15 protein-coding genes are annotated in these 18,759 nt (G+C 36.5%); 3 read left to right on the top strand and 12 right to left on the bottom strand.

Going from position 1 to position 18,759, the window contains the following annotated elements; genetic code table 11:
• Positions 1 to 29: 29 nt before the first annotated feature.
• The 11 genes from GYX25_RS10205 to GYX25_RS10155 form a co-directional block, all read right to left on the bottom strand.
• Positions 30 to 824: an ABC transporter ATP-binding protein gene (locus GYX25_RS10205; RefSeq protein WP_091350557.1), complete on the bottom strand. Its 795-nt coding sequence runs from the start codon at positions 822 to 824 to the stop codon at positions 30 to 32.
• Between the two features lie 2 nt (positions 825 to 826).
• A complete protein-coding gene (locus tag GYX25_RS10200) occupies positions 827 to 1,759 on the bottom strand; it encodes an ABC transporter permease (RefSeq protein ID WP_174787311.1) in 933 nt (310 codons plus the stop codon).
• A 67-nt stretch (positions 1,760 to 1,826) separates the two neighbouring features.
• Positions 1,827 to 2,807 carry an ABC transporter substrate-binding protein gene (locus GYX25_RS10195; protein WP_091350553.1) on the bottom strand — a complete coding sequence of 327 codons (981 nt, stop codon included), beginning with the start codon at positions 2,805 to 2,807 and terminating at the stop codon, positions 1,827 to 1,829.
• 271 nt (positions 2,808 to 3,078) lie between these two features.
• Complete coding sequence (locus GYX25_RS10190) at positions 3,079 to 4,041, bottom strand: ABC transporter substrate-binding protein (protein WP_091350551.1); 963 nt, start codon at positions 4,039 to 4,041, stop codon at positions 3,079 to 3,081.
• 150 nt (positions 4,042 to 4,191) lie between these two features.
• Positions 4,192 to 5,100, bottom strand: a complete 909-nt coding sequence (gene fdhE / locus GYX25_RS10185; protein ID WP_174787310.1) for a formate dehydrogenase accessory protein FdhE — start codon at positions 5,098 to 5,100, stop codon at positions 4,192 to 4,194.
• Positions 5,101 to 5,191: 91 nt separating this feature from the next.
• Complete coding sequence (locus tag GYX25_RS10180; RefSeq protein ID WP_174787309.1) at positions 5,192 to 5,908, bottom strand: formate dehydrogenase subunit gamma; 717 nt, start codon at positions 5,906 to 5,908, stop codon at positions 5,192 to 5,194.
• The gene (fdxH, locus tag GYX25_RS10175) at positions 5,901 to 6,875 is read right to left on the bottom strand and encodes a formate dehydrogenase subunit beta (RefSeq protein ID WP_091350545.1); all 975 of its coding nucleotides are present in this window, start codon (positions 6,873 to 6,875) and stop codon (positions 5,901 to 5,903) included. The genes GYX25_RS10180 and fdxH overlap by 8 nt, the downstream gene beginning before the upstream one ends.
• Positions 6,876 to 6,888: 13 nt before the next feature.
• Entirely contained in the window at positions 6,889 to 9,957 is a 3,069-nt protein-coding gene (gene fdnG, locus GYX25_RS10170; protein WP_174787308.1) for a formate dehydrogenase-N subunit alpha, read from the bottom strand.
• A 242-nt stretch (positions 9,958 to 10,199) separates the two neighbouring features.
• Positions 10,200 to 12,635 (bottom strand): glycerol-3-phosphate 1-O-acyltransferase PlsB, encoded by a 2,436-nt coding sequence (gene plsB, locus GYX25_RS10165; RefSeq protein ID WP_091350541.1) that lies wholly within the window; start codon positions 12,633 to 12,635, stop codon positions 10,200 to 10,202.
• A 277-nt stretch (positions 12,636 to 12,912) separates the two neighbouring features.
• Entirely contained in the window at positions 12,913 to 13,686 is a 774-nt protein-coding gene (gene aroD, locus GYX25_RS10160; RefSeq protein ID WP_174787307.1) for a type I 3-dehydroquinate dehydratase, read from the bottom strand.
• Positions 13,687 to 13,799: 113 nt separating this feature from the next.
• Positions 13,800 to 14,672: a shikimate dehydrogenase gene (locus GYX25_RS10155; protein WP_091350536.1), complete on the bottom strand. Its 873-nt coding sequence runs from the start codon at positions 14,670 to 14,672 to the stop codon at positions 13,800 to 13,802.
• Positions 14,673 to 14,859: 187 nt separating this feature from the next.
• Here GYX25_RS10155 and GYX25_RS10150 point away from each other — a divergent pair, with 187 nt between their 5' ends.
• Both GYX25_RS10150 and rsmB read left to right on the top strand, forming a co-directional pair.
• Positions 14,860 to 16,203: a Na+/H+ antiporter family protein gene (locus tag GYX25_RS10150; RefSeq protein ID WP_091350533.1), complete on the top strand. Its 1,344-nt coding sequence runs from the start codon at positions 14,860 to 14,862 to the stop codon at positions 16,201 to 16,203.
• Between the two features lie 29 nt (positions 16,204 to 16,232).
• Positions 16,233 to 17,525, top strand: a complete 1,293-nt coding sequence (gene rsmB / locus GYX25_RS10145) for a 16S rRNA (cytosine(967)-C(5))-methyltransferase RsmB (protein WP_091350530.1) — start codon at positions 16,233 to 16,235, stop codon at positions 17,523 to 17,525.
• A gap of 55 nt (positions 17,526 to 17,580) precedes the next feature.
• On the opposite strand, the gene GYX25_RS10140 is transcribed toward rsmB, so the two are convergent.
• Positions 17,581 to 18,120 carry an NAD(P)H-dependent oxidoreductase gene (locus GYX25_RS10140; protein WP_174787306.1) on the bottom strand — a complete coding sequence of 180 codons (540 nt, stop codon included), beginning with the start codon at positions 18,118 to 18,120 and terminating at the stop codon, positions 17,581 to 17,583.
• 108 nt (positions 18,121 to 18,228) lie between these two features.
• On the opposite strand from GYX25_RS10140, the gene GYX25_RS10135 reads away from it, so the two are divergent.
• On the top strand, positions 18,229 to 18,570 hold the full coding sequence (locus GYX25_RS10135) for a winged helix-turn-helix transcriptional regulator (protein ID WP_091350524.1): 342 nt from the start codon (positions 18,229 to 18,231) through the stop codon (positions 18,568 to 18,570).
• The last annotated feature ends 189 nt before the right edge of the window (positions 18,571 to 18,759 follow it).

Here is an 18,759-nt window from a genome sequence, read left to right as displayed (position 1 = left end):
CTATCAGAAATATTGCTTTTTTATGATCATTAACCTAAAAGTAAAGCATCATCGGTGACTTTTTCACCACGTGTTTGTTCAAACATGGCTAAGAGATCGGTGACGGTTAATTTAGCGCGCTCTTCGCCCGATACATCAAGTACCACTTGGCCTTGGTGAAGCATGACAGTTCGGGTGCCATATTCTAAGGCTTGTTTCATTGAGTGGGTAACCATCATCGTTGTTAATTTGTTTTGTGAAACGATTTGATCGGTTAAATCTAAAACAAATTGTGCGGTTTTAGGATCCAGTGCGGCTGTGTGTTCATCTAGAAGTAGTATTTTAGACGGTTGTAACGTTGACATTAATAAGCTAACAGCTTGCCTTTGTCCACCAGAAAGCAGCCCCATCATGTCCGTTAATCGATTTTCAAGGCCTAGGTTTAATGTTGCTAGCTTTTCTTTAAAGATCGATCGTGCTTTACGGTTAAGTGCTGGGAATAATGTGAATTTATGACCTCGGTTATAAGCAATTGCTAGGTTTTCTTCTATCGTTAAATTTTCACAAGTTCCAACCATCGGGTCTTGGAATACTCGCGCAACCATGCCGGCTCGTTTCCATGCTGGCCAGCGAGTGACATTTTTATCATTAATCGTAATACGACCAGAATCAGTCAGTAAATCGCCACTAATTGCATTGAGTAACGAGCTCTTACCTGCACCGTTACTGCCTATGATAGTGACAAATTCTCCTTCACTGATGTTAAGGTTTAACCCTCGCAATACATGATTTTCAATCGGAGTACCTTGATTAAAGGTTAATTGTAATTGTTCTGCTTTAATCATGTTTACTTTCCTCTGTTTTTCGAGAGTTTTTTTAGTTGTTTTGGTAAAACAAGTGCTAATACCATTAATAATGCGGTGATAATATTGAGATCTTCTGTTCCAACACCGATACTTTTTAGGGATTCGTTACTTAATGCAAAAGCAATAAATAAACGGTACAAAATAGAGCCCAAAATGATCGCAAACATAATCGACCAAATTCGTTTTGTTGGGAAGATGCTTTCACCGAGTATAATTGATGCCAGACCAATAACGATAGTGCCAACACCGATAGTAATATCGGCACTTCCTTGCGTCTGTACAAATAACGAGCCGCCAAGCGCAATTAAACCATTTGAGATCGCCATTCCCAAAATGATAATGCCATCGGTTGGTATGCCTTGGGATTTTGCCATTCGTTGGTTAGTTCCGGTCGCCCTTAAGGCAAGTCCTTTTTGGGTATTTAAAAATAGATTTAGTAATATCCAAAATACAATTACAAACCCTAATATTATCAAGTATTGTGCAATAGATTCATCAAAAGGAAGTGATGAGAAAATCGTATCAGAACCCAGCAATGATAGGTTTGGTGTACCTACAATTCTATTCGCTTCGTTCATGACATAGTGCCCAACCCCTAAAATTCTTAGGTTTATTGAGTAAAGTCCCATCATCACAATAATACTAGCAAGTAGTTGTAATATATTTAGTTTTACATATAAAAATCCTGTCATGGCGCCAGCAAGGCAACCTGCAAACATGCCAAGGAATGTCGCCATCCAAGGATCAGCGCCGATATAGATAAATACTCCACATACCGCCCCACCCAGAGGGAAACTCCCATCAGCAGTAAGATCGGGAAAATCTAGTAAACGGAATGATATAAATACACCCAAGCTAACCAGTGCATAAATAAGGCCAATTTCGGTTGAGCCTAATAAAAATTCAAAAGACATTAAAAAAATCCATTAAAGTTAACCGCCAAGATTGGCGGTTTAATGATAAAAGAGTAAAAATTAAAAATTATTTTTCAACAATTTTTGCGGCTGACTTTAATACCTCTTCAGATAAGGTAACACCTTGTCGTTCAGCTGCTTTTTTGTTAATTGTGAGTTGAGTGATATTGCCCACTTGTGGGGGAATATCTCCTGGTTTTTCGCCATTAAGTATGCGGATAACAATTTTACCAGCTTGTCGTCCAAGATCATAATAACTCATACCTAAAGCAGCAATTGCCCCTCGTTCTGCTGAATCAGGATCTGACGCAATTAGAGGAATTTTACTTTCGTTTGCTACTTTTGCTAAAGCTTCATAAGCCGAAACCACGTTATTATCTGTTGTAGTATAGATTAAATCAACTTTACCTTTTAAACTTCGAGCAGCGGTTGATATATCTGATGTTCGTGGTGCTGGTACTGCTGTAATTTTTATATTGCGCTTTTCAAGTGCGGTTTGTAACTCTTTAAGTACAATTGTGGAATTTACTTCACTTGGACTGTAAATATAACCGATATTTTTAGTATCAGGTTTAATTTTTAGCATCATGTCGATTTGAGAATCAAGAGACAAGGCATCTGAAACACCTGTTACATTTGTTTTTGATGCTTCCCAACTTGGGATTAATTTTGCTGCAACAGGATCTGTTACCGCTGTAAAAACGATAGGAGTACGTTTTGTTGCGGCAACTAAAGCTTGTGTACTTGGGGTTGCAATACCGACGATAACATCAGGCTTACTGGCAGCAAATTGTTTGGCAATTTGTGCCGCATTTGCGCTAGTTCCTTGCGCGCTAGCAAACTGTAATTTTAAATTTTCACCATTAATATAACCGTTATCTTTTAACTCATCTTCAACTCCTTTGCGTACATTGTCTAATGCTGGGTGTTCAACGATGGCCGTAATGGCTACAAATTTTTGTTCCGTCTTAGAGTCAGCAAAAGAACAAAATGTTACTAATGATAAACTCATTAGTATGCAAAACTTAATAATAGAATTACGCATCATAAAATGCTCCTGTAATATTTTTTTTACATATAAGTTAAATATTGAGTTACTATAAAGCAAAATTAGATAATTTTCTAGAGTAAAAATATTGTGTGTAAACATTTCGTTACAATTGTGAATGATTGTTATTATTAAACAAAAGATGTTGTAACGGATTATTTTATTGTTGAATTAAAGTTGGCTGTCAGTAATGTTTACTGATTAGGAGCGGTTGTTTGCCATATTGAGAGCCTTGTCTACTTAATTAAACAAGGCTGTTAATTTATTTTATTCAATGATTTCCAATGACTTTATCTGCTGATTGAATGACTTCTGGTGTTAATGTGATGCCTTGTTTTTTAGCTGCATCGGTATTGATGACAAGGCGTAGGGATTGTCCTATTTCTGGGGCTATGCTCCCTGGATTTTCACCTTTTAAAATACGTACAACAAGTTTACCTGATTGACGACCCACGTCATAATAACTCATGCCGTATGCCGCAACCGCTCCCCGTTCAATGGCATCAGGAAATGAGGCTAAAAGGGGAATTTTGTTTTCATTGGCAAATTTGACTAAAGATTCGTAGGCTGAAACAACATTATTATCCGTTGTGGTATAGATCAAATCAACTTTACCTTTTAAAGAAGCTGCCGCTGTTGAAATATCTGCTGTTCTTTGAGCGGGTACAGCAAAAAGAGCGATCCCTTGTTCTGTTAATAAAGTTTGAAGGTGTCTTAGTACAACCGTTGAGTTAATTTCACTCGGGCTATAAATATAACCGATCGATTTAACGTTAGGTACGATTTTTTTCATGAAATCAATTTGTGGACCTATTTCTTGGTAATCAGATACCCCTGTAATATTGGTACCTGTTGGCTGCCAATCTTTAGCTAATTTAGCCGCTATTGGATCGGTAATACCAGCAAAGACGATAGGAATGTGTTTAGTTGCAGCAGCGGTTGCTTGTGCGCTTGGTGTTGCAATTGCCACAATAACGTCGGGCTTTGTTGTAGTAAATTGCCTTGCAATTTGAGCTGCATTTGCGCTACTTCCTTGTGCACTTTTATATTGTACAGTCAAATTTTCATTTAACTTATAGCCGCTGTTTACTAGTTCATCTTTGACACCATCACGAATTTGATTTAATGAAGGATGTTCAACAATTGCCGTAATGGCAACATTTTTCATTGTATCTGCAAAACTGTAAAAAGGCGTAAGCAATACCATTATTATTAACAAAATAAAACGTTTCATAAAACACACTCATAAACTAGTACAGTAGTTTTATTGTAGCCTTATTCATCAGAAAAGTTAAGTTGTATTTTATGAATTAATGATTATTATTAATAAAATCGTTATACGGCCATCGTAAACTATTTCTTAATCATAGTGTTATATGTACTTTTATTGAGCAAATATAAATGGGTTCATTCCGCTTTTGGCAAAGCCTTCTTCTTCTGTTTTGATATCTAATATCAATGAGGCAATGTCATCGGCGATGACCTCAATGTGTGGATCTTTATCTTGATCGAGGATTTTTAAATAACTATGGCAAGCATCACAACATTCTGTTTTTGTGGCGGATAGTTCTACGTCAAGTGAAAAGTATTGGATATCTTTCATATTATCACAAGTCGTGCATTTGATTCGAGGTACATACCACTCACTTTCGCACAAACTACAATGCAAATAGCGTAAGCCATTGTTACTACCTAATTGGATGATACTAGCAACGGGCATGCTGTTACATACGGGGCATAAACAGTTTTTATCTGTACTTTCTGCTATTGCTTTACCTTTGATTTGGCTTGCTAGCTGGCTGTAATAAACCGATAAGCTTGACCAAATAAATAGGGCTTCGTTACCGTCTACGCAATCAAACTTACCATTGAGTAAATGCAGAGCTTTATCGTGTAATTGTTGGGCAGTATTTTGTTTAAGTTGCTCAATAACTAATGCTATTTGTTCGGTTGTTGCAGTTATCGAACTTAATAAGTTATTAAGATATTCTTGCCAAACGTTGGACAAAGGGAGGTTGTTTAAACTTAATGGTGGATATTTATCATTTAGAAGGTGAGACAAGTCCACATTAACTGAGTTTTGTTTGGCTAAATTAGCTTGTAGTTCGACAATTTGGGCGCAAAAACTTAAATAATCATTAAACTGGTTATTGGTCGCCAATGTTTTTAAACGTTTTGCCCGATGAACATAAATATTTTGGGGTGATGGAAAAAAAAGTAATGGGATCTGCCTAATCACTGAGTTTGATGCTTGTTGTTCAAGTTGTTTTTGTGGGATTATTTTTATACTCATTGTACATTCTCATTGATTGTGATTTGGCTGATTATTGCTTTTATACCATTAAGCGGTGATACCGCTGATAGTAGCTCAGCGGTAAACATAGTTAAATAGGTTTATGTTCAATATCATTCTCGATATCATGTTTAGCGGTAGCTTTGTTTTGCTCGGATTCAGTTTTAGCATTTAATTCTGCTTGATAACTTTTTTCCATTTCTTCTTCATACCAAGCGGAATGATTTTTCCGTGCCCAAGCACGTGATACGTAACCTGTTATCATCCCATTAATTGAGCCTTTAACCCAAATTGCCATATAAGCATGACCAATAGCAAGTAGAATTAAGCCAATAGCGGCAAGAGAGTGAAAGAATATTGCTATACGAACAATTGGTACAGGAAAATAGTCCGAAATATACTGGCGCCACATAATGATTCCTGTAACAAACAAGACCAAAATTAAACTCATAATGCACCAAAATAGAAACTTCTGACCAATATTGTATTTGCCAATTGGAATACCTTCTTCTTTGCCCATAATCACTTTTTTAAAGTTTTTTATCCATAAAATATCTTGTTTATTTGGAATATTATGATGAGCAAGTTTTAAGAACATAAACATAAGTAATATAAAAACAATACCCCCCAAAAACGGATGTAATGCCCTTACTAATTGCGGTGTGCCAAGCACTAACCCAAACAATTTAATTGATGGGAAAAATAGTGATAAGCCTGATAGTGCGGTAAGTATAAACAGACAGACCATACACCAATGGCAGAAGCGGACAATAAGTGGTGTTCTTAAAATCATCCCTTTTTTATTCATGGTGATTCTCCTGTTGTGATAAATTAGCACTATCTTTGTGACTAAAAACAGGTAAGCCTAGGCGTTTTCGAGCTTGCCTATCAACTTCCTTTTCTTGTTCAATGTCATCTTCATCCACTTCAATTGCACCAACCCCCATATAATGGAAAAGTAAGCCTCCAAATGTTGCCACAAAAGCAGCTGCAGATAATGGTTTCCAAATACCTTTCCAAAATTTGACGATTTCACTAATTTTAGGATCTTTCGGTAAGCCATGATACAGCTCAGGTTGATCTGCATGATGAAGAACATACATCACATGAGTTCCCCCCACCCCTTGCGGGTCATAGAGGCCTGCATGTTCAAAGCCACGTTTTTTCAAATCTACAATTCGATTTTCAGCATGACGAATCATATCTTGTTTAGTACCAAAGTGAATCGCACCAGTTGGGCAGGTTTTAACGCAAGCAGGCTCTTGTCCAACTGCCACACGATCCACACATAAAGTACATTTGTACGAATGATTATCTTCTTTACTAATTCGAGGAATATTGAACGGGCAACCCGCAACACAATAACCGCAACCAATACAATGCTCAGATTGAAAATCAACAATACCATTAGCATATTGAATGATCGCACCTTCTGACGGACAAGCTTTTAAGCAGCCAGGATCAGCACAGTGCATGCAGCCATCTTTACGGATAAGCCATTCAAATTTACCGTTAACTTCAACTTCGGAATAACGCATTACTGTCCATGCTTTTGGCTCTAAATCAGCTGGATTATCATACACGCCGACGGTATTACCGATTTCGGCTCGCAGATCGTTCCATTCACTACAAGCTACTTGGCAAGCTTTACAGCCTATACATGTTGTGACATCTATTAACTTCGCTACTTCTTGTTGATAATCGCGTGCTCGTGGCGCTGGCGTTAATGTGTTGGTTGCAGAGCGACGAATAATATCTTGTGTTTGTAATGACATAATTTACTCTTCCTTATGCTGCGCTGGTCACTTTTTCGATATTAACTAAGAATGATTTATATTCTGGCGTTTGTGAATTTGCATCACCTAAATGAGGCGTTAATTCATTCACCAAAAATCCTTTCTTCGTCTGACCTGTGAACCCCCAAACAATAGGAATTCCAATAGTTTCGATTTCTTTACCATCAACAGTTAATGTCGGAAGACGTTTTGTTACCACAGCTTTAGCTTTGATATAGCCTCGGTGTGACGTTACTTTGACTGTATCGCCTAATTTAATACCTTTTTTATTGGCTAAATTTTCACTCAGTTCAATAAACTGTTCTGGTTGAGTGATTGACGCTAATTTTGCATGTTGTGTCCAAAAATGGAAATGCTCGGTGATACTATAAGTAGTACCAACATAAGGAAATTCACTTGCATTGCCTAATCGCGCCAAGTCTTCTTTAAATACACGAGCCACTGGGCTACTGATTTGATTTGGATGAAAAGGGTTATTGGTAATAGGTGTTTCAAACGGTTCATAGTGTTCAGGGAATGGCCCATCGACTAACCGATTTAAACAAAATAATCCCCCTAAACCATCATTATTCATAATAAACGCACCCGCGCCCGCACTTGGTGGTAATGTTGCTGTAAAATCAGGAACATCGTTACCTACCCAACTTGAGCCATCCCATTTGACTAAAACGCGCTTTGGATCCCATGGATTGCCGTTTTCATCTGCCGAGGCACGGTTATAAAGCACACGCCTATTCATTGGCCATGCCCAAGCCCAACCAGAGTGAACCCCTTTTCCTGACGGATCGCTTGGATCTCGTCGTGCCATTTGGTTTCCTTGCTCAGTCCAAGAACCGCAGAAGATCCAAATACCTGATGAGGTTGTACCGTCTGCTTTTAATTGAGAAAAACCACTCAATAGCTGACCTTTTTTAAGGATCACATTACCATTTGCATCGGTTATATCAGCAAGTGCACGCCCATTATAATCTTTAGCTAATTCTTCAGCCGCTGGACCTTCAGGGTTTTGATAATCCCAAACTAAATTATCAATTGGTTCGTGATAGGCGCCACCTTCTTCAGCATATAATTCTTTAATTCTCAAAAAGATACGTGCAATAATTTCAGGATCATATAAAGATTCGCCAGGAGGTCTTGCTGCTGCCCAATGCCACTGTAGCCAACGAGAGGAGTTAACTATTGTTCCGTTTTCTTCGGCAAAACAGTTAGATGGTAATCTAAAGACTTCAGTTTGAATTTTGCTAGAATCCACATCATTAGATTCACCATGATTTTTCCAAAACTCAGCGGTTTCTGTAGGCATAGGATCAATGCTAACTAGGAATTTTAAGTTAGATAAACCTTCACGGACACTATTTTTATCAGGTAGTGCAGCGAGTGGGTTAAAGCCCTGACAAATAAATCCATTAGCTTGGCCGTCACGCATCATTTTATCGAATCTTAAAACATCATAGGTTTTATCCCATTTTGGTAACCAGTCAAAACCCCAGTCATTATCTTTAGTCGATTTATCGCCATACATTGACTTCATAAAGCTGACAAAGAATTTTGGATAATTCCCCCAAAAGTTCACCTCGCTTGAACCAAGCGGCTTTGGTGTTTTTTCATCCAAATACTGAGCGAGCGAAACTTGAGACTCTTTAGGCAAATCAAGATAGGCAGGTAAGCGATTTGATAATAAACCAACATCGGTTAAACCTTGAATATTTGAATGGCCGCGAAGTGCATTAACGCCACCACCCATTACACCAATATTACCTAATATAAGCTGGATCATTGCAGCAGTGCGAATAATTTGTGAGCCATAACTATGCTGAGTCCAACCTAATGCGTATAGAAAAGTAGCTGCTCTATCATTGGTCTTTGTACTAGCCAGAGAACGGCAAACATGTAAAAATCCGTCAATTGGGCTACCGGTTACTTTATTTACCATTTCCGGAGTGTAACGGCTAACATGCTGTTTTAATAGATTCCAAACACAACGAGGATGGCTGAGTGTTTTATCTCGAAGTGCATAACCATTTTCATCTTTTTGATATGCCCAGCTCGTTTGATCATATTGACGATTAGTTGCGTCATAACCGCTAAACAACCCACTATCGGCATCAAAATTGAAATCATCACGCACAATGAGGCTCGCATTACTATGCGTGACTAAATACTCAAAGTTAACTTCGTTATGTGTAATTAGATAATTAATAATACCGAGTAAAAATGCAATGTCAGATCCTGAACGAATTGGCACATAATGATCAGCAACAGAAGCAGTTCGGTGAAAACGAGGATCGATGGCTATGAGCTCAGCACCATTATTAATTTTGGCTTCGATTGCCCATTTAAAACCGACAGGGTGAGCTTCTGCCGCATTACCACCCATGACAATGACAACATTGGCATTTTTGATATCGTTCCAATTATTGGTCATTGCACCACGCCCAAAAGTGGCGGCTAAACTTGATACGGAAGGACCATGACAAACTCGCGCCTGAGTTTCAAGGCTTAACATTCCTAATGCGCGAGCAACTTTAAACGCTAACCAACCTGTTTCATTACTGGCAGCTGATGTGACAAGCCATCCAGTTGTTGTCCAGCGATTAACGGTGTTGCCTTTGTCATTTTTTTCAACGAAATTTTTGTCTCGATCAGCTTTCATTAAACGAGCAATGCGATCAATGGCATCAGCCCAACTTATTTTTTGCCATTTATCTGAACCTGGAGCACGGTATTCTGGATATTTAACGCGATTTTCACTTTTTATATAATCAAGAACACCAGCTCCTTTAGGACAAAGTGAACCGCGACTAACAGGGTGATCAGGATCGCCTTCAATATGAAAAATGGAAGATTCGGCATTTTTAGCACCATCTCCTCGGCTATAAAGTAGCATTCCACAACCAACTGAACAGTAAGTACAGTTATTACGGGTTTCTTTTGATTTGAGTAATTTAAATTGGCGAGTTTGTGCAAGTGCGACATTCGGCGCTAGTCCGAGTGTGGCAACTGTTGTGCCTGCCATACCACCAGCGCAGATCTTAAAGAACTGTCTACGGTTAAATAGCATATGGACTCCTTAGAAAGCTGACATTACATTTTAATTTATTATATTGGAAGCGATTAACATCCTTACTATTCATAATGATAATCTTTAATGAAATGGAAATAAAGGAAAAAACAAGTAGGAATCCAGAAAATTTGACATGGGTCAAATTTTATACAAAATGGTCGTTCTTTATATCAGTTTATTCTCTATTGATTGGCCTAAATTTGCCCATTTTGATAAATGGGCAAACTGAATTAGTGAACCTAGCTATTGGATTGCTTAGCTAAAGGGTTAATTTCGTCAATGGTTTGCATTACTCTAGTGGTAATAAGTGGTTTAAGGATTTCGTTCATTTTTTCAATTTTTGGTACGTTTTCGTCACCTTGATCATCTAGATAACCTTGTTCCCGTAGCGATGCAACAAGTGTTGAAAATACACCTTTGTCAAAGAACTCAGGGGAGTTAATACCGTGTAAGACAGATAATCGCTCGGCAATTAATCGGCCTTCTTTTTCTAACGTTGCTCGGCTGATTGTTGGATCTTTTTGTAATAAAGAAAACGCAATAGCATAACGTTGCAGTGTATCTCTAGATGATGAAGCAAGTAATTGTAATCCTGAAATTTTTAAATAATTTACTACTAACTTATCTGTCGAATCGTTAATTAAATTCAGATCGATATAAGTTGCGATGATTTGATGCACATATTCAGTAAGTTGTTCATCATTATGATAAAGGAATAGCTCTGATTTGATTAAAGGGAAGAGACACTTTACTTGTTCTAAAATTTCGTCAGATGATATATGGTTATGTTTAAGCACAATTCTGGCTACAATAGCTGGGATAATCAGTAAATGCTGAATATTATTGCGGTAATACGTCATTAATACTGCTTGTTCGGTGGTAAGACCGACCATTTCGCCAACTTTGTCGGTGGTAATAATGAATTTCCCCATATCTTTAGCGTGTTCAAATAATTCTTCGGGTGTCTGATCTGGAATAGTAATTAAATTTGAATAAGGGACTTTTTTTAGTAATTTTAAAAGATAATCAATATGTTCAACAAGTCTAATTTTTGTTAGAGCACGTTGGTCCGCAGCCAATAATATTGAGCAACATAAGTTCATCGCGTTAATTGCTGCTGATGAATTGATGTGTTCCATAATTTTATTAGCAAGTAAATTCGTGGTTGGTGTTAACCATTGAGGACGTTGAGTGCCAGTTGGTTCAATAGCATCTCGCCATTCTGGAACGTGTTGGTTTAGAAATTGATTTAGTGGGATAGGTTGACCAAAGTTAACATAACCAAATCCTAATTTTTTTAGTTTTAAAAATGCTTTGATAGTACGCCATAAACTCTCTTTTTCTTTTTTAGCGCCGCGTAATTCGTTGGCATAGGTTGCGACTTCTAATACATGTTCATAACCAATATAAACAGGAACAATGGCAATAGGCCTTGCATCACCACGTAGTAATGTTTGAATTGTCATCATTAACATACCCGTTTTAGGATCAAGTAACCGACCTGTACGTGAGCGCCCACCTTCAATAAAGTACTCAACAGCATAACCACGAATAAATAACTCTGCTAAATATTCCCGAAAAACAGACGTATAGAGTTTATTACCACGGAACGAACGACGAATAAAAAACGCACCTAATCGTCTAAAAATAGGGCCGGCAGGCCAAAAGTTTAGATTAATACCTGCAGCAATATGAGGAGGTACTAACCCCTGTCGATAAAGTACATAGGATAACAATAAGTAATCCATATGACTACGATGACAAGGTACATAGACAATCTCCTGTCCATTTTGAGCTAATTCCCGAACGGGATCTGCATTGGTTACTTTCAGCCCTTGATAAAGCCTATTCCACGCCCAAGTAAGGACAAAATCAGTGACTCTAAGCATATGATAAGAAAAATTAGCTGCAATTTCGTTTAAATTAGCTAATGCATTTTTTTTTGCTTTATCAAGAGTGATATTTTTACTTTTAGCTTCTTCTCGTATTGCTTCTGAGAGTGCTTGTTTTTTTAGTAGATTATTCAACATTGCTTGGCGAACTGGCAGTGTAGGACCAATTGAAGCCATGCGTTGTTTGGAAAAATGAATACGTGCAACACGGGCCAATTTATGTGCTAAAACCGAAAGATCTTGTTTATCGACATGAATATCTTTAAACGAAACAGTACGAGAAAAGCGTGTATAACAGTCTCTTCCTGATGTGATAATTTTTAGAAATTTACTAGTTGCACCAAGTACTTGTAGTGATAGCTTTTTTTTACCTTCTTTATCTGGCCGACGTCCAAACATGACCGAAACGGGTAACATTTGAATATCAAGATCATGATTTTGTTGATGTGCAGAAATATAATCCCTTAAAATACCGATAGCTTTTTTTCTTTGTTGGTTAGACGCAAAAATACCGGGGCCTTTATCTATATAGATATAAGCAGGAACAGTTTTTCCGTTAATATTGATACCAATTAATGGATCAGGTAAATTATATTGCAAACAAAGGGAGCGAATTACCATTAAATCAATTTGAGAGTTGTAAGGTAGAACATATAAAATTGGTCTAGCAGTATCAAGCTCTAATTCTGTTATTGGATTAGTAGGAATCGGTTTACTTTTAACAAAAATTTTGATCAAAAGTTGGATAAGAAAAAAATAGACTTTAGTCCACCAAGAAAACATAAAAAAATAAACCTCATACTTTTGCGTTATTCATATACTTAAAAAGCGATGAATTGAGTATATACCTGTTATCACCCAATCGTTAGTAAATTTGTGTAATCTTTAGACCATATGATTAATCAACCTAAAGCAAAATTATAACGATACATAGCCGTATTATAACGGTTTATTGCTATCAACGCCACGAACCTAATTGGCTTTTACTGCTAATGTTGATTCTATATTACTATCTATTGATTTATTAAGATAACTAACAATTTTTTGAAATAATCTACCGTTATTGAGTTAACTTATTGTTTTGGTGTAACGCTTCTAAAATATATCGTAATTGATTAACATCCAATTGACCGGGTGCCGATGCATTTTTTGCAGCACCAAAGGTCATTGCTGAACCAAATGTCGAACCTGCAATACGACTAATAGCGCCTAGCCCCGCCATTGACATAGTAATAATCGGTTTTATAGCATATTTTTCGTTCATTTCGGTGGTGGCAGCCAGTAAGGTTAATACATCATCCGTGGTTTTGGGCATAACGGCAATTTTAAGAATATCAGCCCCTAAATCTTGCATTTTTCGTAATCGATTAACGATATCATTTTTAGGCGGTGTTTTTTCAAAATCATGGTTTGAAGCTATAACAAAGACCTGATTTTTATGTGCAACATCAATAATATCTTTTACATAATCATCGCCAATAAATACTTCAACATCAATCAGATCGACAAGTCCACTACAGGCCATTTCTTTATTCAATTGAATATAAGAGGATAATGCCCAAGGTTTTACTCCGCCTTCGTTTATCGTTCTAAAGGTGAATAAAAGTGGTTTATTGGGTAACAAATCTACAATTTTTTTAGCGACTTGTTTAACCGCCTGAATGTCATCAACTTGGTTAAAATGATCGACTCGCCATTCTAAAACATCAAAATCAATTGATTGTAAAAACTGAACTTCCTCAATTAATTCTGCTTGAGTTTTACCAACAATCGGTACAATAATTTTTGGTGCGCCTACACCGATCTCAAGTTGTTTAATAGTGACTGTTTTCATTTTATTTCCTGCTAATTGTCGACAATTTTATTATAGGGTTTTATTTTATGGATTATATTAAATAAAACAATAGAATAAGATGAGTTAATATAATGTTATCACATAGAGTTGAACTAATCGTTAAAGCCCATTTTTTCTTTTACATATTCGATTGGTGCTTCTTCGCCTGTCCATATTTTTATTTGTGCAGCCCCTTGCCATAGCATCATTCCAATTCCATTTAAGGTTTTGCAACCTTGTTGTTCAGCCATTTCTAGTAGTTTTGTTTTACGTGGGCAGTAAATACAGTCTGTCACAATAAGATCTGAGTGTAACATGGTTGGATCGGTAATTAAACTTTGACCTTCTAATGGCTTCATCCCGACACCTGTTGCATTGCAAAGAACAGTACTTGTTGCTATTTCTTGGCGTAGTTGCTTATTGTCGGCAAGATCGATAACGCGCACATGGCATTGTGTATTTTGATTCAGTTTTTTCGCAACTGCTTCTATTTTGGTATAGCAATCATCTTTTTGATTAAATATTGTGATTTCTTTCACGCCATCAAGAGCAGCTTGCACCGCAATGGCAGTACCAGCACCACCAGCACCAAGGATGGTAATTTTTTTGCCTATCACATCAATATTAGCTTCTTTGAGCATACGCATGTAACCCATACCATCAGTGTTATAACCTGTTAAAACACCATTATCATTTGAAATCGTGTTACATGCTCCACTCATCTCAACGGCTGGAGTTAGTTTATCAAGGTATTGGCAGACGAGTTGTTTGTTGGGCATGGATACTGCACTACCGCGTAGACCTAATGCTCGGAGCCCTTTAATTGCATCAGGGAGTTTTTCTTGGTTAACTTCAAACGCCAAATAAACATAAGGTACATTCATTTTAGCATAAAGAGTATTTTGCATTTGTGGCGATAAACTATGACGAATAGGATATGCCATTAAACCAATCAATAAAAAATTTCCGTCGATATTACTTCTCATTAACCATTCTCCACAACCAGATTTGCTCTAGGTTTATTTTATTCTTGGGCTTTTTATTTTTAATAATTGTTCAACTGTATATTTAGGATTTCTTCTATCGAAGAAGAGTGAGTATACACTATCAATTGCACTTTCACCATGTATCGCCTAGAATAACGAACTTTGTTCATTAATTAAAAATCTATTTATGAATACAATACTTGAGTTATTCTCGTCGATAAATGCCGTTGTGATAGCGGTAATTTGTATGTTAATTTTGTCCCTTTGTCGTGTTCATGTGGTCATTAGCCTAATTATTGGGGCTTTTATTGGTGGTTTATTTAGTCATCTGTCTCTAAAAGAAACGATTGATGCTTTTAATACAGGTATCAGTAATGGTGCCAACATTGCACTTTCTTATGCAATGCTCGGTGCTTTTGCGGTGGCGATATCAAAATCTGGTTTACCAGAGTTACTTGCAGATAAAGCAATACAACAGCTTACAACAAGTAGTGCTAAAAAGCGTATAAAATGGTTATTAATTATTATCATTGCGCTAGTAAGTGTTTCCTCACAAAATGTCATTCCCATTCATATTGCTTTTATACCACTTTTAATTCCACCTCTTTTATATGTGATGTCGCGATTACAACTCGATAGACGAATGATTGCTTGTATTATGACATTTGGGCTTATTACTCCGTATATGTTTTTACCTGTTGGTTTTGGTAACATCTTTTTGAATCAAATTTTATTAAAAAATATTACTGCATCGGGAATGGATGTGAGTCATGTCAATGTAATGCATGCCATGGCGATCCCTGCATTAGGTATGTTTATTGGCTTATTATGGGCTATCTTTGTTAGCTACCGTAAGCCTCGAGAATATAAAATTATTCGTGGAGAGGGGAATCAAGGTACTTTAAAAGAGGTGAATAAGCGTTCACTTATTGTTTCATTATTGGCGATTGTTCTATCTTTTACTGTTCAACTTTATACTGGTTCAATGATTTTAGGTGCTTTAGTTGGTTTTATTTGCTTTATTGTATCGGGTTCAATTAAATGGGGCGAAGCTGATGGTGTTTTTACTGACGGCATTAAAATGATGGCAATGATCGGTTTTGTAATGATTTCAGCGCAAGGTTTTGCTGAAGTATTAAAACAGACTCATGAAATAGAACCTTTGGTTATTAACAGTGCAGCATTATTTGCTGGTAATAAAGTGATTGCAGCTTTTGTGATGATGCTAATTGGGTTGGTTATTACATTAGGTATTGGATCTTCATTTTCGACAGTCCCTATCATTGCTGCAGTATATGTACCACTTTGTGTACAACTTGGTTTTTCGCCAATTGCTACAGTTTGCTTAATTGGTGCATCTGGTGCTATTGGTGATGCGGGATCGCCGCCATCAGATACTATTTTAGCGACATCTTCAGGGCTAAATAGTGATGGACAACATGATCATATTCGCGATAGTGTTATCCCTACATTTACCCATTTTAATATTCCGCTATTTATTGCGGGTTGGGTTGGATCATTAGTTTTATAATCAACATAATTGTTGTTATTTAGGTCATTATGAATAATAAATCACACCAAAATATTCGTGCAGTTTGTGCGCAAGCTATTTTTAACGTACTGGAAGAAGGTCAGTCATTAAGTGCGACATTGACAGCTTTAAGTTATCAAATAGCCAATAAAGATAAGGCATTGGTGCAAGAAATCTGTTTTGGTGTGATGCGAGTATTACCAGAGCTTAATTTCTATATTCACTCCTTAATGAGTAAAGTGTTAACCGGTAAAAATAGAATTTTGCACTATTTATTGTTAGTGGGGATTTACCAGATTCTTTATACCCGAATCCCAGAGCATGCCGCAGTTGGCGAAACAGTCAATGCTGTTAATACACTCAAAAAAACACAACTTAAAGGATTAATAAATGGCGTACTACGCGAATTTTTACGCCAACAAGCCTCATTACAACAAACATTTACACAAGATAGTAAGCAACAAAACCAGCAAACATTACACCCAAGCTGGTTGTTAACTCGTCTTAAACAAGCCTATCCACAGCAATGGCAAACCATCGTTAATGCTAATAATCAAAAGCCACCAATGTGGTTACGGGTTAATCTTAATCAATATTCAGTCAGTGAGTACCAACAATTACTTGTTGAGCAACAAATTGAATCGGATAGCTTTCCAGAGTTACCTAGTGCTCTGCGATTATTGTCGCCTGTCGGTGTAAATAAATTACCCTATTTTGATGAAGGTGCTGTCACAGTACAAGATCTGTCTGCTCAATATGCCGCTTATTTACTTGCTCCACAAAATGGCGAGCACATTTTGGATATGTGTGCAGCTCCCGGTGGTAAAACCACACATATTTTAGAAGTTGCTCCAAAAGCGCAAGTTTTAGCGGTAGATATTGATCCTAGCCGAGTAAAACGTATTGGTGAAAACTTAGCTCGCTTAAAACAGCAAGCTGAAGTGAAAGTAGGAGATGGGCTAACGCCCGAAAATTGGTGTAAAGGTCGAAGTTTTGATCGTATTTTACTTGATGCACCTTGCTCGGCAACGGGGGTTATTCGTCGTCATCCTGATATCAAATGGTTACGCCGTGATAGTGATATTGCACAATTAACTGAGTTACAACATGCAATCTTAACTAATATTTGGTCTTATTTAAAAACTGGTGGTACTTTGGTTTATGCCACTTGTTCAATTCTACCAGACGAAAATAAATTACAAATTGAACGTTTTTTGCAAGAAAACACCAGCGCCAAATTACAAGGTGAACTTAAACAATTTTTACCTACTGAAAATGGTGGTGATGGTTTCTTTTATGCGATTTTAAAAAAGCATAGTTGATACAACATAAAATATGATCATTTATTAATTATTATAAATATCATATTGATTTTTATTAGTTATATTTGTTTATAATTTCAACTAACTGCTGACCGTGTTGTTGTGCTTTTGTTTTTATTTTAGCTTGAACTTCTTCAATCTCTGGTGAAACACCATATAAAAGTCTTGGTGGCAGATATTCCATTTGCGCATATAAGGCTGATACTTTGACGGGCTCTAATAAATTATCCATTAAATCGTTGCGATATTTTTTATAATTCTGTTCTTGTTGTCCTATGGTTAAACTTGGTAATAGTTTTTTACCTTTTAATTTATCACCTTTGGAGCCATAAGCAAATTGGTAAGTAAATACTTCATCAAACCATATTTTTAATATTGCCGGCATGTTATACCAGTACATTGGATATTGTAAAATAATAAGGTCATGTCTAAGTAATGCGGCTTGCTCCTCTTGCACATTGATTTGATAGTTTGGATAAAGATTGTGAATATTGCGAATTTCAATATCCTCAACTTTATCTTGTAGTGTTTCGATAATTGTTTTATTGGCGATAGACTGTTTAATGTTAGGGTGACCTAAAATAATTAATGCCATAATGATTCCTTTTTCCTTTTTTGCTATTAAAATGATAGTTACTCTAATTAGTTTATTCGTAAATAAGCTTATAGCAATATCTATCAAACTTGATAGTTAGGTGAATTAATGCAAATAGATGAACAAAGACCATTAAAACGTTATAACAATAAAACTTATTATTGTCCTATTAGTTTATCAATGGATTTAGTTGGCGGAAAATGGAAAGGGGTGATAATTTATTATTTGCTTTCTGGTGAAAAAAGATTCAGCGAATTGAAAACCGTTATTCCTAATATTACCGATATGACATTAAGTATACAACTTAAAAAATTAGAGGAAGATGGGTTAATTACTCGACGTGTTTTTGGTGATAAACCCCCTTTAAAAGTTGTCTATAAATTAACTCCATTGGGCGAAAAATTGGGGCCTATATTAGAGCAACTTTGTTTATGGGCGTTGAATATTTAAGATCGATATCAGTATCGCGGTGGAATGATTAAAGGCAATTGATAGATTTATCTATTTTGTTAAAAAGTTTCATATAACATATTGTTTAAGTATAAAAGTGGGTAAAGAAACAACTTAATCCTTACTTGGACAATCTTTAATAGTTATGGTAAATTTTGGGCTTATTTTATGTTATGAAGACCTCTTAAT

It is taken from the genome of Gilliamella sp. ESL0254, assembly GCF_013344985.1.
GTDB lineage: Bacteria > Pseudomonadota > Gammaproteobacteria > Enterobacterales > Orbaceae > Gilliamella > Gilliamella bombicola.
This window is presented reverse-complemented; position numbering and strand designations above follow the sequence as displayed.